General features: G+C 47.5%; 16 protein-coding genes. 15 read left to right on the top strand and 1 reads right to left on the bottom strand.

Annotated elements, in window-relative coordinates; translation table 11 throughout:
* Position 1: 1 nt before the first annotated feature.
* The 11 genes from secY (at position 2) to QZT18_RS03505 (ending at position 7,354) form a co-directional block, all read left to right on the top strand.
* Positions 2-1,318 (top strand): preprotein translocase subunit SecY, encoded by a 1,317-nt coding sequence (secY, locus tag QZT18_RS03555; protein WP_294144601.1) that lies wholly within the window; start codon positions 2-4, stop codon positions 1,316-1,318.
* A 164-nt stretch (positions 1,319-1,482) separates the two neighbouring features.
* Complete coding sequence (locus QZT18_RS03550) at positions 1,483-2,127, top strand: adenylate kinase (RefSeq protein ID WP_294144599.1); 645 nt, start codon at positions 1,483-1,485, stop codon at positions 2,125-2,127.
* A gap of 3 nt (positions 2,128-2,130) precedes the next feature.
* Positions 2,131-2,883 carry a type I methionyl aminopeptidase gene (gene map / locus QZT18_RS03545; protein WP_294144597.1) on the top strand — a complete coding sequence of 251 codons (753 nt, stop codon included), beginning with the start codon at positions 2,131-2,133 and terminating at the stop codon, positions 2,881-2,883.
* Between the two features lie 41 nt (positions 2,884-2,924).
* On the top strand, positions 2,925-3,194 hold the full coding sequence (locus QZT18_RS03540; protein ID WP_294144595.1) for a KOW domain-containing RNA-binding protein: 270 nt from the start codon (positions 2,925-2,927) through the stop codon (positions 3,192-3,194).
* A gap of 54 nt (positions 3,195-3,248) precedes the next feature.
* Positions 3,249-3,467: a translation initiation factor IF-1 gene (infA, locus tag QZT18_RS03535; protein WP_227033021.1), complete on the top strand. Its 219-nt coding sequence runs from the start codon at positions 3,249-3,251 to the stop codon at positions 3,465-3,467.
* Between the two features lie 350 nt (positions 3,468-3,817).
* The gene (gene rpmJ, locus QZT18_RS03530) at positions 3,818-3,931 is read left to right on the top strand and encodes a 50S ribosomal protein L36 (protein ID WP_003497809.1); all 114 of its coding nucleotides are present in this window, start codon (positions 3,818-3,820) and stop codon (positions 3,929-3,931) included.
* Positions 3,932-4,086: 155 nt separating this feature from the next.
* The gene (rpsM, locus tag QZT18_RS03525) at positions 4,087-4,455 is read left to right on the top strand and encodes a 30S ribosomal protein S13 (RefSeq protein ID WP_125142009.1); all 369 of its coding nucleotides are present in this window, start codon (positions 4,087-4,089) and stop codon (positions 4,453-4,455) included.
* Between the two features lie 79 nt (positions 4,456-4,534).
* Positions 4,535-4,936: a 30S ribosomal protein S11 gene (gene rpsK, locus QZT18_RS03520; protein WP_022360550.1), complete on the top strand. Its 402-nt coding sequence runs from the start codon at positions 4,535-4,537 to the stop codon at positions 4,934-4,936.
* Between the two features lie 18 nt (positions 4,937-4,954).
* Positions 4,955-5,548: a 30S ribosomal protein S4 gene (rpsD, locus tag QZT18_RS03515; RefSeq protein WP_227033022.1), complete on the top strand. Its 594-nt coding sequence runs from the start codon at positions 4,955-4,957 to the stop codon at positions 5,546-5,548.
* Positions 5,549-5,711: 163 nt separating this feature from the next.
* Entirely contained in the window at positions 5,712-6,674 is a 963-nt protein-coding gene (locus QZT18_RS03510; protein WP_003497792.1) for a DNA-directed RNA polymerase subunit alpha, read from the top strand.
* Between the two features lie 143 nt (positions 6,675-6,817).
* On the top strand, positions 6,818-7,354 hold the full coding sequence (locus QZT18_RS03505) for a bL17 family ribosomal protein (protein WP_125142011.1): 537 nt from the start codon (positions 6,818-6,820) through the stop codon (positions 7,352-7,354).
* Positions 7,355-7,445: 91 nt separating this feature from the next.
* Here the strand turns inward: QZT18_RS03505 and QZT18_RS03500 are convergent, their stop codons facing one another.
* Complete coding sequence (locus tag QZT18_RS03500; protein ID WP_294144267.1) at positions 7,446-8,309, bottom strand: LysR family transcriptional regulator; 864 nt, start codon at positions 8,307-8,309, stop codon at positions 7,446-7,448.
* 225 nt (positions 8,310-8,534) lie between these two features.
* On the opposite strand from QZT18_RS03500, the gene QZT18_RS03495 reads away from it, so the two are divergent.
* The 4 genes from QZT18_RS03495 (at position 8,535) to QZT18_RS03480 (ending at position 15,223) form a co-directional block, all read left to right on the top strand.
* Positions 8,535-9,950: a YfcC family protein gene (locus tag QZT18_RS03495; protein ID WP_294144266.1), complete on the top strand. Its 1,416-nt coding sequence runs from the start codon at positions 8,535-8,537 to the stop codon at positions 9,948-9,950.
* Between the two features lie 14 nt (positions 9,951-9,964).
* Positions 9,965-11,473, top strand: a complete 1,509-nt coding sequence (pepD, locus tag QZT18_RS03490; protein ID WP_294144265.1) for a beta-Ala-His dipeptidase — start codon at positions 9,965-9,967, stop codon at positions 11,471-11,473.
* Positions 11,474-11,480: 7 nt separating this feature from the next.
* On the top strand, positions 11,481-12,395 hold the full coding sequence (locus tag QZT18_RS03485; RefSeq protein WP_294144264.1) for an AEC family transporter: 915 nt from the start codon (positions 11,481-11,483) through the stop codon (positions 12,393-12,395).
* A gap of 251 nt (positions 12,396-12,646) precedes the next feature.
* Positions 12,647-15,223 carry a response regulator gene (locus tag QZT18_RS03480; protein WP_294144263.1) on the top strand — a complete coding sequence of 859 codons (2,577 nt, stop codon included), beginning with the start codon at positions 12,647-12,649 and terminating at the stop codon, positions 15,221-15,223.
* Positions 15,224-15,333: the final 110 nt, after the last annotated feature.

Here is a 15,333-nt window from a genome sequence, read left to right as displayed (position 1 = left end):
TATGTTAAAAACACTCCAGAACGCTTTTAAGATAAAGGAAATCAGAGAGAAAATCCTCTACACTTTCTTTATGCTGGTTGTGATCCGTATTGGTTCGCAACTGCCGATCCCGGGAGTACAAACGAATTTCTTCGATGAACTGTTCTCAAGACAGTCCAGCGATGCATTTGGATTTTTCAATACGATTACTGGCGGTTCGTTTACGAACATGTCAGTATTCGCCTTGAGCATCACACCATATATCACATCTTCCATCATCATGCAGCTTCTCACGATCGCGATTCCAAAACTGGAAGAGATGCAGCGTGAAGGTGAGGACGGAAGAAAGAAAATTGCAGAGTATACACGTTACCTCACTGTAGGCCTTGCACTTATGCAGTCTATTGCCATGTCCGTAGGATTTGGCGGCAGAGGCCTTCTGGTTAACTTTAATGCAGTCAGCGTTATCGTTGCCATCACTACGATGACGGCAGGTAGTGCAATGCTCATGTGGATTGGTGAGCGAATCACAGAGCACGGCGTAGGAAATGGTATTTCCATCGTCCTTCTGTTCAACATCATTTCCACACTGCCCAGCGATATGATTACCATTTACGAGAGATTCCTCGTTGGTAAGAATGTGCCTGTGGCAACCGTATCACTGATCATTATCCTGGCGATTATTCTTGCCATGGTAGTGTTCGTTATTGTTTTGCAGGATGCGGAGCGGAGAATTCCGGTTCAGTATTCCAAGAAGATGCAGGGCAGAAAGATGGTGGGCGGCCAGTCCTCCAATATCCCTCTGAAAGTAAATACCGCAGGTGTTATTCCTGTAATCTTTGCTTCCTCCCTGATGTCTTTCCCGGTTGTTATTGCAGAGTTTTTCCAGGTGGATTACAATACCATCGGCGGAAAGCTTTTAAGAATGCTTAACTCCGGTTCATGGTTCCATGCGGAATATCCTGTATATTCAATTGGTATGATAGTTTATATCGGCTTGATCGTGGTGTTCGCGTATTTCTACACATCCATCACATTCAACCCGTTGGAAGTTGCAAACAATATGAAAAAATCCGGCGGTTTTATCCCGGGCATCCGTCCAGGTAAGCCAACGTCTGATTATCTGAACAGCATTTTAAATTATATCGTATTTATCGGCGCCTGCGGTCTTATCGTAGTATGTCTGATCCCGATTATGGTATCCGGAATTTTCTCTGTCGGACATATGTCCTTCGGCGGAACGTCCCTGATCATTATTGTTGGCGTAGTCCTTGAGACAATTAAGGCGGTAGAGTCACAGATGCTTGTTCGTAATTACAGAGGATTTTTAAACGATTAAAACAATTCGCTTTCTAAGCAGGAACTCCTGGAAACCGGCCGATCCGGAACCGGGCTGATCCTGCATAGGGGCGATTCTGTTGTATTTGCAGGAAGCGTTTCATTGGTTGGCGGTGAAGAGGATCGCAAAGCGTCTGTCGCCGCATTAAACGGGGAGGTAAGCCTATGAAGATTATTATGTTAGGAGCACCGGGGGCCGGCAAAGGCACGCAGGCCAAAAGAATTGCAGAGAAATATCAGATCCCTCATATCTCTACCGGAGATATCTTCAGATCTAATATTAAGGAAGGTACGGAGCTGGGCATGAAGGCGAAACAGTTCATGGATCAGGGACTCTTAGTACCGGATGAAGTTACGATTGGAATGCTTCTTGACCGTATCCACCAGGACGACTGTGAGAAGGGTTATGTTCTGGATGGCTTCCCAAGGACAATTCCGCAGGCTGAGAGCCTGACAAAAGCCCTTTCCGGCATGGGAGAGGCAATCGACTATGCAATTGACGTGGACGTTCCCGATGAGAACATCGTGAGCAGAATGTCAGGACGCCGCGCATGCTTAAACTGTGGAGCAACTTACCATGTAACATTTGCTCCCCCTGCAAAAACAGGCATCTGCGACGTATGTGGAGCAGAGCTGGTTCTCAGGGATGACGACAAACCTGAGACGGTTCAGAAACGTCTGTCAGTTTACCACGAGCAGACACAGCCGCTGATTGACTATTATAAGGAAAAAGGCGTGCTGCATTCCGTAGACGGAACCAAAGAAATGGAAGAAGTTTTCCAGAGCATCACTGAGATTTTAGGAGCATAACATATGGCAGTAACGATTAAATCTCCCAGAGAGATTGAGCTGATGAGAGAGGCGGGAAGAATCCTTGCCGTCACTCACGAAGAGCTTGCAAAAAACCTGAAACCCGGCATGTCCACATGGGACATTGACCATATGGGTGAAGAAATCATACGCAGCTATGGGTGCATTCCCTCCTTTAAGAACTATAACGGCTATCCTGCGTCTATCTGTGTGTCGGTCAATGATGAGGTGGTACACGGAATTCCGCACAGGGAGCATTATATAGAGGAAGGTGACATTGTAAGCCTGGATGCGGGTGTTATCTATAAAGGGTATCATTCCGATGCGGCCAGGACCCATGGAGTCGGTGAAATAAGCGAAGAAGCGAAGCAGCTCATAGAAGTAACCAGACAAAGTTTCTTTGAGGGGATTAAATTTGCCAAACCTGGCAATCATCTAAATGATATTTCCGCGGCTATCCAGAAATACGCCGAAAGTTTCGGCTATGGGGTAGTCAGGGACCTGGTAGGTCACGGGATCGGCACTCATTTACATGAAGATCCGGAGGTGCCCAACTTCGCAAGGCGGAGAAAAGGCATTCTTCTGCAGCCCGGCATGACGCTGGCTGTGGAGCCAATGATCAACGCGGGAAGTTATGATGTGGTCTGGATGGATGACGACTGGACTGTAGTGACGGATGACGGCTCTTTGTCGGCTCATTATGAAAATACCATTCTCATTACCGAGGATGGACCAGAGATTTTATCAATACTATGAGTACTTAGCGACCAGTGTATACTCTGATTCGAGGTGGTAAGATGGCAGGATATGAAGCAGGCTGTCTTGTCCGGTCTTTGGCCGGTCATGACAAAGGAAACATATTTATCATAATAAAAGAAGATGCGGAATATGTTTACCTGGCGGATGGAAGACTCCGCACCGTGGCAGATCCGAAGCGCAAAAAGAAGAAGCATGTTCAGATATCCCGTATCCGCGATGAAAAGCTTTGCGAAAAGCTGGTGAGCGGCGGCACCGTCAGAGATGAAGAGGTGAAACGCTTCATTAAATGTAACGGGAGAATCATTTAGAAAACCCACAAGAAAACCGGGAACAACCAGGAACCCCAGGGAGGTAAAAAGTTTATGTCAAAAGCAGATGTAATTGAAATTGAAGGCGTTGTGGTTGAAAAATTACCGAACGCGATGTTCAAAGTGGAGCTGGAGAACAAACACGTAGTTTTAGCTACTATCAGCGGAAAACTTCGTATGAATTATATTAGAATTCTGCCGGGCGATAAGGTTACGATGGAGATGTCTCCATATGACCTGTCCAAGGGAAGAATTATCTGGAGAGATAAATAGGCTCGGGTTTTGACCTGAGACCTTCGGGCGACGGAGCGGGAACGGGTGGAGAACATTTTCCTGAATCCGCTTCCGCCCGTATCAAATCCGGGACCCACCGCACCGAATATGCGGGAAACCTTTGTTTTACGGGAAATTATGCTTGCATTATATAAAAATAAGTGTTATAATGCTCTAGCGAACTTTGTTGAAGCAACAGGTGAGATCCGCCCTTTTAGCCGAACCCGGGCTAAGCAAGGAAAGTGACGCCTGCTGTACCTGTAAGTCCGGCATATAAGGACTGCAATGGGTAATATTAAATTATTGTAAGTCCTTAACCAGGACGGACTATTACGGAAAGGAGAATCACTGTGAAGGTTAGATCATCGGTTAAACCAATTTGCGAAAAGTGCAAGATCATTAAAAGAAAAGGCAGTATCAGAGTAATCTGTGAAAATCCAAAGCACAAACAAAGACAGGGCTGATAAGCATTTGTCTGCCTGATTTTTTCGCACGGCTTTCTATATGAACCACCAGGATAAGTTGTTCATAACTATTCAGGGTTTACATGGAATGGCATAATACATTTAACTCAACTCAAAGAAGCAAAGAAAAAAACTAATGGAGGTGTACTACACACATGGCTCGTATTTCAGGTGTTGATTTACCAAGAGAAAAACGCGTCGAGATCGGTTTAACTTACATCTACGGTATCGGTAGAACAAGTGCAAGCCGTATTCTTGCAGAGGCTGGCGTTAATCCTGACACACGTGTTAAGGATTTAACTGACGACGAAGTTAAGAGAATCGCAGCAGTCATCACTGAAAGTCAGGTTGTTGAAGGTGATTTACGTAGAGAAATCGCTATGAACATCAAGAGACTTCAGGAGATCGGATGCTACAGAGGAATTCGTCATAGAAAGAGCCTTCCTGTTCGTGGTCAGAAGACCAAGACAAACGCAAGAACACGTAAGGGACCGAGAAAGACAGTAGCGAACAAGAAGAAATAATAATTGGTAACAAATAAGTTGTGAATCAGGTTAGAGAAGTAACAGGATTCAATAATCGAAGAAAGTAGGTTAGTTTAAAATGGCTAAAAAAGTGTCAACTGGTAAAAAAGTGACAAAAAAGCGTGTAAAGAAAAACGTTGAACGCGGACAGGCGCACATCCAGTCATCTTTTAATAACACAATCGTTACCTTAACAGATGCTCAGGGTAATGCATTGTCATGGGCAAGTGCTGGCGGTCTGGGATTTAGAGGTTCAAGGAAATCTACTCCATATGCAGCTCAGATGGCTGCAGAAACTGCTACAAAGGCAGCTCTCATCCATGGCTTAAAGTCAGTAGACGTTATGGTAAAAGGTCCGGGATCAGGCCGTGAAGCAGCAATCCGTGCCCTTCAGGCATGTGGTCTTGAAGTAACCAGCATTAAGGACGTAACTCCGGTTCCGCATAACGGATGCCGTCCGCCAAAACGTAGAAGAGTCTAATTAGGAGGTGCAAGTAAAGTGGCAGTAGATAGAGTTCCTGTACTTAAAAGATGTAGATCTCTTGACCTGGATCCGATTTATTTAGGAATCGACAAGAAATCCAAGAGAGAGTTAAAGAGAACCAATAGAAAGATGAGCGAGTATGGTCTCCAGTTAAGAGAGAAACAGAAAGCAAAATTCATCTATGGTGTGTTAGAGAAACCTTTTAGAAATTATTATGCAAAAGCTTCCAGAATGTCCGGACAGGTTGGTACCAACCTCATGATCCTTCTGGAGTGCAGACTTGATAATGTATTATTCAGAATGGGCTTTGGCCGCACGAGAAAAGAGACAAGACAGATCGTAGATCACAAGCATGTACTGGTTAACGGAAAGCCTGTAAACATTCCGTCCTACCGCGTAAAAGCTGGTGACACAATCGAGATCAAAGAGAAGTACAAAACTTCACAGAGATATAAAGATATATTAGAGGTAACAGCCGGAAGAATGGTACCTGCATGGTTAGAGGCTGACGCTGAAAACTTAAAGGGTGTCGTTAAAGAGTTACCAACCAGAGACGAAATTGATGTTCCTGTTAATGAAGTGCTTATCGTCGAGTTATATTCCAAATAATTAAGAGTTGACTAAAAATCACTGTTGCTGTACGGTCCTTCGGGGCCGTACAGCGGCAATGTCGTTATGGTTCTGCATTCGGCAGACGTGTAACAAATTATCTTCTCTTAGCTTATGGAGTATGGCAGACCCTCAATAAAAGTTCCCAAAAGGAGGGGCTATAGTGTTCGATTTTGAAAAACCGAAAATTGAAATTGCTGAGATTTCAGAAGACAAAAGATACGGCAAGTTTGTAGTTGAACCACTCGAAAGAGGATATGGAACTACTTTAGGAAATTCTTTAAGAAGAATTATGCTCTCTTCTTTGCCTGGCGCAGCAGTAAGTCAAGTGAAAATCGATGGCGTTTTGCATGAATTCAGTTCGATTCCCGGCGTAAAGGAAGACGTAACTGAGATTATTATGAACATCAAAAGTTTGGCAATTAAGAATCTGAGCGAAACGAATGAGCCGAAGACCGCTTATATCGAGTTCGAAGGAGAAGGCGTTGTAACGGCCGCTGATATCCAGGTTGATTCTGACATTGAGATTTTAAATCCTGAGCAGGTAATTGCCACATTGAGCGGCGGTACGGACAGTAAGTTCTATATGGAACTGAACATCACCAAGGGCCGCGGCTACATCAGCGCAGACAAGAATAAGAACGACGAACTTCCAATCGGAATGATCGCTGTGGATTCCATCTATACACCGGTAGAGCGTGTCAATATGACCGTTGAAAATACCCGTGTAGGCCAGGTTACCGACTTCGATAAACTGACACTGGATGTGTTTACAAACGGAACTCTTGCTCCTGATGAGGCAGTCAGCCTGGCAGCTAAGGTTCTCAGCGAGCATTTAAATCTGTTCATTGACCTTTCCGAGAATGCCAGAACCGCAGAGGTTATGGTAGAGAAGGAAGACAATGAAAAAGAGAAAGTGCTTGAGATGAACATTGATGAACTGGAATTATCCGTACGTTCATACAACTGTTTAAAGAGAGCAGGTATCAATACCGTGGAGGAACTGTGCAACAGGACTCCGGAAGATATGATGAAGGTCAGAAACCTGGGCCGCAAGTCATTGGAAGAGGTACTTGCCAAATTAAAAGAATTAGGCTTACAGCTCAACCCGAGCGAAGAGGCTTAATCCGTATCGTTTAGAAGAAAGCATGGAGTACCCGACAGGTAAGACCAAAAGGCACAGCCGGGCGCTTACAAAATATAAGTCAGGCGGACAGTAAGTCCGAAGAAGCATGGACGCCGGCTTCCACAATAATGGAGGATTCAAACATGGCAGGATATAGAAAGCTGGGAAAAACTTCCAGCCAGAGAAAAGCATTACTTAGAAACCAGGTTACCAACCTGTTATACCACGGCAAAATCACTACAACTGAAGCAAGAGCTAAAGAAGTAAAGAAAATCGCCGAGGGCTTAATTGCTATGGCAGTTAAGGAAAAAGATAACTTCGAAACCGTTAAAGTTACTGCAAAAGTTGCACGCAAAGACAAAGACGGCAAGAGGGTAAAAGAAGTTGTTGACGGCAAGAAAGTAACCGTTTATGACGAAGTAGAGAAAGAGATCAAGAAAGACAAACCATCCAGACTTCATGCAAGAAGACAGATGTTAAAAGTTTTCTATGATATCACAGAAGTTCCTACTGCAAAAGCAGGCAGAAAGAAAAACACAAAATCCGTAGATATGCCGGCAAAACTCTTTGATGAGATTGCTCCTAAGTACGTTAACCGTAACGGTGGATACACAAGAATCGTTAAAATCGGCCAGCGTAAGGGCGACGGCGCTATGGAAGTTTTATTAGAGCTTGTTTAATCTTATATCCGAATAGATAATGAAAATGGCATTCCCGCTTTGGGAGTGCCTTTTTTTCGTTATCAGATTGGAACCTGAGTGTTTTCATTATTTACAGCTCTTTAAAGTATTCAAGAAAGGCCTCGGCCGCCTTTGACAGATAGCGGTCCGGCATCCATACGGCCATGGGACTGGTGGAGAGGCTCGGATCCTCCAGAATCTTAAGGATTAACTGATCCTGGGCCATCTGGAGGGCGCTGAACGGCAGGACGGCAATCCCCAGCCCGGACTCGGCTGCCCGGAGGGCGGTGTAGGAGCGTTCCGTCTTGCAGATAATATGCGGCTTGGCATTATACTGGGCAAATGACTCCTGCAGGAGCGCTTCATAGCGCCTGTAGATAATCAGCTTCTTCTTGTCCAGCTCCCTGACGGAGCAGGAGAGGGCGTCGGACCAGTTGTAGGACGGGGACATGGCGGCTACCATGGGTTCCGATTTCTTGCGGATAGAATTGAGCCCCTTGGTATTGAAAGGGGAGCGCAGAATTCCGATATCCACGATTCCCTTGGTCAGCAGCTCGCTGATATAGGAGGTGTTTCCTTCGAATATCTCAAAATTAATCAGCGGAAATTTGCGATGGAATTCACCGATGGCGGGAGAAAGGATCAGCGGAATCGCGGTAGGCGTGATGCCGACAAAGATGGTTCCCTGGCATCCGTTGGCATAGTCGCTGATTTCACTCTGCGTGGCCTCGCTGAGGGCCAGAATCTGCTTGGCACGGATCAGGAAGAGCTGTCCGACGTCGGTAAGCTGGACCTTTCTCGAATCTCTTTCAAACAGTACGACATTCAGCTCTTCCTCCAGCTTTTTAAGCTGCTGGCTGAGGGGCGGCTGGGTCAGGTGCAGCCGTGCGGCCGCAGCGGTGATAGAACCCTCCTCGGCGATTGCTATAAAATAGTGAAGCTGTCTTAATTCCATAGAACCTCCAATCTCAGGAAAATGTTTTCCAGGTCGCATTCCCGGAACTCAATCTATATGTTTTTCGAATAGATAAGATATTTTATCAATATTTTACATATTAATACCCCGGTGCTACAATGTCAATATAAATCAAAACGTTTTGAAACCAGTTAACAGCAACTCGCAGTGGGGAAAAGTAAAAGCAAAAAACATATCGTTCAGGGGAACGGGGAGGAAAATGGAATGCATACGAAAAAAGAGGGGAAAATCACAAAGTTGTTCTCAAATCTGAATCCGCTTACACTCTTGTTTGTACTTGTAGTGTTGGTGGCCATTCTGAGCTATTTTATTCCGGCCGGGGAATTTGAAAGGATCGTGGATCCGGCAACCGGAAAGACCGTCGTAGCGGCCGGCACCTATCATCAGATTGCACAGAATGCGGCAACGCCGATCGACGTCATGCTGTCGTTTGATGCGGGAATTAAAAAAGCATCTTCCATCATATCGTTTTTGCTCCTGATAGGAGGGGCGCTCGGGGTAATCACTTCAACGGGAGCGATTGAGGCCGCATTAAGCCAGATGGTGGACCGGTTTAAAAGCGATAAGAGCCGTGGATTTGTCATAGCGGGCGTCATGTTCTTCTTCCTGTTCTGCTCTTCCACCTTTGGAATGGGCCAGGAAATGATGGCATTTGCACCGTTTATCATTGTCCTGATGGTCTCTCTGGGGTTTGACACCATCACCGCAATCGGCAGCATGATTCTGGGATATGCAATTGGTTACGGAGCCGGATTCCTCAATCCCTTTAATCTTGCGGTTGCACAGGGGATTGCAGGTCTTCCTTATCCGTCCGGAGCCGGATACAGAGTGGCGCTGTCAGTAATCCTTTATGTTGTCGCTCTCGCTTACATGCTCCGTTATGCAGGAAAGGTGCATAAAGACGGTGCTTACAGCTTCAGCCCCAACGTGCCGGAAGAGTTTCTCTCCGATACATCGGAAAAGACGGCAATGACGGGCGGCCATATCAGAGTGTGGATAATCTTCTTTGCGGGCCTCGCATTCCTGATTTGGGGAACTATCACAAAAGGATTTTATCTCTCGGAGTGCGCTACCATTTTTCTTGCAATCGGACTGCTGGCAGGCATTGCAAACGGTTACGGATTGAACCGGATTTTTACCGAATTCAGTAAAGGGGCAAAGGATATGGCGGTTCCCTGTCTGATTATCGGTTTTGCCATGGCAATCACACAGATTCTGGATTCAGCCAGTATTCTGGACAGCATCGTGTACTATCTGGCGCTTCCTCTGGAGAAGCTTCCGCCCGTTATCTCGGCCGGAGGGATGGTAATTGTACAGACACTGATTAACTTCTTTGTCAATTCGGGTTCCACACAGGCGGCGATTACAATGCCGATTATGTCGCCTCTGGCACAGATACTCGGCGTCAACCAGCAGGTAGCCGTACTGGCGTTCCAGCTCGGAGACGGACTTTCCAATATGATGTGGGTGACATGCGGCACGCTGATGATAGGACTTGGAATTGCCAACATCAATTATTTATCCTGGGTAAAATTTATTGTCAAAATCTTTGTGATTATGATTAGTATTGCTGTGGCTGCCACGATGTTTGCCCAGTTCATTAACCTGGGACCATTCTAAGAGGAGGAACACGGATGAAAGCAGAAACAAACGAGTGCGGAAAAGTACCCTGTGAGGAGGAAAACAGGGAAATACAATCTTTGCTGAATCACAGGACGCTTCACCACTTTTACAGATTGTGCAAAATCCCGCGTGACAGCGGCAGTGAGAAGGCGGTCAGCGATTACATATATGGATGGGCAAAAGAGCTGGGCCTGGAAGTTTTCCAGGACGCCATCTCCAATCTGGTGATAAAGAAACCGGGAAAAGGCGGTAATGCAAACGCCGCACCGCTGCTTCTCCAGGCTCATCTCGATATGGTTTGTGACAAGGAACCGGAATCACTCCATGATTTTGAAAAAGATGCAATTGAGTGGAAGATAGAAGGAGACTGGATCATGTCGGCGGAGCGCACGTCCCTGGGAGCGGACTGCGGGATTGGCGTGGCGCTGATCATGGCGGTCCTGGAAGATAAATCACTTTCCCATCCGCCGCTGGAGGCCCTTTTTACGGTCTGCGAGGAGACGGATATGAGCGGGGCATGGAATATTTCACACGATTATTTTAAAGCAACGAGAATGATTAACCTGGATACCAGCCCGGATAACAGGATGCTTGCCGGTTCCTGCGGCGGGATGGCCATGGAGGTGGAGGTTCCCCTGGAACGGGCTCGGGAGGATTTGTATCCGGATACACTGTGGCTGGAAATCGGAGGTCTGACCGGAGGACACTCCGGCGCCGATATCCACAGAGGAAGAGGAAACGCAATCATGCTTATGATTGGCATGCTCAGAAGGCTCCTGTCCGGAGGAGAAGAATTTTCCATATCAGAGATGGAAGGGGGCAATTCCAGGCTGGCGATTCCCAGGGAGGCGGGCGTGATGCTTCACTGTGGAAGCCGCAGTGTGACGGCGATAGAGGAGGAATGCGGCAGGTACTTCGAAGAGCTGCAGGAGGTATACGGAAAGAGTGACTCCGGCCTCTATCTGAAGATAGAAAAGGGAAGGCAGAAAAACTATAATGCCCTGACGGACGGCTGTCTCGGACGGCTGCTTGGCACCGCATACCTGCTTCCGAACGGAATCCAGGAGATGAGCAGCGAACGCTCCGGGGATGTGGAGAGTTCATCGAATCTGGGAATTCTCAGAACCACGGAGAGCACGATCACATTTGTGGAGGAGATAAGGAGTGTTTATCCGGCCACGCGTGAAAGAATTGCCGAAAAGGGAAGGGCGGCCGCGGAGCGGTCGGGCGGTGAGGTAAAAATTCACAGCAAATATCCGGAATGGAGATACCGGATGAATTCCCCGCTCAGGAGAACGGTCATGGATACCTGGAAGCGGATTAACGGCAGTGATATGGAAGTGCTTACGTGCCATGCGGGAAATGAAATCGGGATTTTACATTCACGTCTGGGGCTGGAGGATGCGGTCGCCATGGGACCTTCCAGGTTCTGCCACCACACGCCGAAGGAACGGTTGAGCATTTCATCCAGTATAAAATTCGAAGCCTTTTTAAAACAGACACTGGCGGAAATGGAATAGGTCCGGTATGGCAGGTACGGTAATTATATTAAAACAAATGGTGATTATGTTTATCTACATGGCTGTGGGATGCATCCTGTTCCGGAAAAAACTTTTATCAAAGGAGGCGAGTAAAGGCCTTGCCAATCTTTTACTTTATGTGATTCTGCCTTCCGTCATCATTAAATCGTTCGGTGCGGCCGATGACAGGCAGAGCGCCGGTGCAATCGCGGGTTCCGTCCTGCTCGGTATCGCAATCCTCCTTCTTGCCATGGCGGTTGCGGCCGCGCTGTTCCGGAAAAATCCGATCGACAATTTCGGAGCGGCCTTTTCCAATGCCGGTTTTATGGGAATTCCTCTCATTTCGTCGCTGGTCGGTCCGGAGGCAGTCCTGTATACGGCGGGTATGGTGGCCTTTTTAAACATCTTCCAGTGGTTTTACGGACAGAGTATCCTGGCCGGAAAGAAAATGGAGCTGCATTATAAGGAAATACTTTCGAACCCTCTGGTTCTCAGCTTTGCAGCCGGCCTCGCCGTATACTTCCTCAGGATAAAACTGCCGGAGCTGTTATTGACGCCAATTAACGCCCTTTCCGCCCTGAATGCTCCGATTGCGATGATTGTGCTGGGGGTATATCTGGCGCAGACGGATATCAAGGTACTGTTTGAGGAGAGGAAGCTTTACTATGTTTCCCTTGCCCGTCTTTTCATTATCCCGGCTGCCACGCTTCTCTTCCTGTCCCTGTTCCGGGGAATGGGAACCGAGGTGAAAATGAGCCTGCTGATTGCGGCCGCCGCCCCGGTCGGTTCCAATGTGGCGGTATACGCCCAGAAGCTGGGGACGGACTATACGTATGCCGTTAAAACGGTTTGCCTGAGCACACTGCTGTCAATCATCTCCATGCCGGCCTGTATCTGGGCGGCGGAGGTTATGTGGAGATAGCAAAAACAGCGGGGATCATCGGAGAAACAAGTTTGATATTCATTTCAGGAGAATAAATACAGCGCCATATCTGACATTAGATGAGCAATACATCGAAATGCCGGGTATGGCGTTTTTATGATTTCATGCTGCCTGCACTATAAGCTGCCTGCCATAATCCGCCTGCACAGGAAAATATTGAGTTTTGTATTACCATGATTTATAATAAGGGGAATACGGAAATGTACGTGAAGCAGGATGCGGAGGAACATATGAAAGTAGAAAAATATAGTCAGCTGAAAACTCACATTTTAGATATATTGTGGCAGGAAAAGGATTTTGATACCGCTGTCCGTCAGGTGCTGGCACTGGTAGGAATGGAGTTTTCGGCTGACAGTGTCTATGTTTCGGAGCACGACGGCGGATACGGCAGGACTTATCTCTGGAACGCTTCCGGTTCTGCGAAGTCTCCATGGGATATGAGTGGGGCGGAGTGGAAACGCCTGTCCGCTTTTGAGGACGATTTTGCCATGGGCGGCAAGACCGTCTTTTGGAGTACGGATACACTTCCGCCGGAACAGACCGCCATTCTTGAACAGTTTGGTTCCAGATCGGTACTCCAGGCGCCGATTGAATATCATGGACAGCTTGCCGCCTGTCTGGGAATCACGGACTTCCGGCAGCTGCGCAGTGATTGGGAGAGCGACGGCGAGATCCATGAAGTCGTGATGACCATAGCGCAGATTATCGGCGTATTTCTCTTAAAAGCCCGGTATGCGCAGAGCAGCGGAGAATACCAGAAACATTTGGAAAGTTCCCTGAGAGCTTCACAGGAACGGGCCGATACGGCATATGAGCTTCTGGATTCGATTTCGGCCGGCGTGATTCTGGTGTGCCTGTACCCCGATGGAAGGGCCAAGCCCTTATACGGTAATCTGGGCATGTACCGAATTCTTAAGATTGCACGGACCGCAGAGAATGCGGTCGTTCCGGATCGCAGCGTGGCTGCCTTAGAAGGAGCGTATTTCGACGACTTTTTCGCCAATATCCCGGAACCGGATAAAGGACGGGTGCGCCAGGAATATTCGGAAGGGTTCAAAAAGAATAACTTCAGCGTGAAAAAGTACCGGCTGCTCTGTGGAGACGGCACATACGCATGGGTAAGCGCGGAGCTGAGCCTGCGCCAGGAATCCGAAGAGTGCCGCATCTATTATGCAACGTATACCGATATGACCGAGGAGATGAATCTGCAGACCGATTTGAGGGAGGCGCTTGAGAAGGAAAAGCAGATCACCGCAGATTTGGAGAAGGCCAGCCGGGCAAAGTCGGATTTTCTTTCCAGGATGAGCCATGATATCCGTACTCCCATGAACGCCATCATGGGTATGGTGACCATCGCCAGATCCCATCTTAATAATGAAGAACGTCTGGTGAGCTGCCTTGACAAAATAGATACTTCATCAAGACTGCTTCTGAGCATTATTAATGAAGTTCTGGATATGTCCAAAATAGAGAGCGGCCGGATCGTACTGACGGAGGAGGCTGTCAATCTGTCGGAGCTGGTCCAGAGCGTGGTATCTATGGTGCAGCCTCTGATAGACGAAAAGAGCCAGCAGTTTCAAATCCATCTGAACGACATACGCCATGAGTTTGTCATGGGCGATATGCAGCGCCTGCAGCAGCTCATCATGAATCTGCTGACCAATGCAATAAAATACACCGGAGAGGGAGGAATGATCCGGTTGGAAATTTTTGAGAGGCCGTCCGAAGACCCTCTGACAGGCCGCTATGAATTTGCCGTAGAGGATAATGGAATCGGAATGCGGGCCGAATTCCTCGATCGTGTTTTTGAGCCGTTTGAGCGGGCGGATGATGAAAGGATCCATTCGGTACAGGGAACCGGTCTGGGGCTTTCTATCTGTAAAAGCGTTGTTGAAAAGATGGGCGGAGAGATCCGGGTTGAAAGTGAATACGGACGGGGCAGCAGGTTTACGGCATCGGTTTATCTGAAACGGTCGGATGGAACAATCGACGACAGCGCCCTCCGGGGCAGGTCCGTCCTGATAGCGGACGATGATGAGGTTACCTGCATTAACACCTGCAAACGCCTTGAAGCTCTGGGTATCAGGACCGAATGGGTAACAAACGGAAGGGAAGCGCTAGATAGGGCAATTGCGATGCACGCATCCGGTGAGGACTATTTTGCGGTAATAATGGATTTAAAGATGCCGGGCCTGGATGGAATAGAGACAACACGTAAGATACGGGAGAAACTGGGAAATACTCTTCCGGTTATCCTGATTTCCGCCTATGACTTCTCAGAATATCTGGAAAAAGCGACAGCGGCCGGAGTCAACGGCTTTATCACCAAACCACTGTTTTTATCGCGGCTTGTTTCCAATCTGAAACAGTTTCTGGTAATTCCCGAACCGGCGCAGCAGGAGCAGCATAGCGAACAGATACCATTGTATACGGGAAAACGGATACTGCTCGTGGAGGACAACGCCCTGAACCAGGAGATAGCCGCCGAACTGCTTGGAATGATGGGAGTTACGGTAGAGATAGCCGAAAACGGTAAGACGGCTCTGGACCAATTCAATGAATCTCCCCTTGGCTATTACGATTTAATCTTCATGGATATGCAGATGCCCATCATGGACGGCTGCACCTCCACCAAAGCCATCCGCGCATTAGACAGAAAAGACGCCGGGACCATACCAATCATTGCCATGACTGCCAACGCCTTCGCCGACGACCGTCAGAAAACCGCAGAATCGGGAATGAACGAACATCTGGCAAAACCAATCGATCCCAGGCAGTTAAAAAAGACGCTGGAGAAATGGCTGTAAATCCCTTTACTTCGCAAGAATATCGTAAGTTGACTGTCATAGAGGAACGCTTTATAATAAAATCATAAAAATAGCGGAAAATTCAGCAATAAAAAGGTTTTTCGCCGGAG

The organism is uncultured Clostridium sp. (genome assembly GCF_900547735.1).
In the GTDB taxonomy this organism is placed as follows: domain Bacteria; phylum Bacillota; class Clostridia; order Lachnospirales; family Lachnospiraceae; genus Otoolea.
This window is presented reverse-complemented; position numbering and strand designations above follow the sequence as displayed.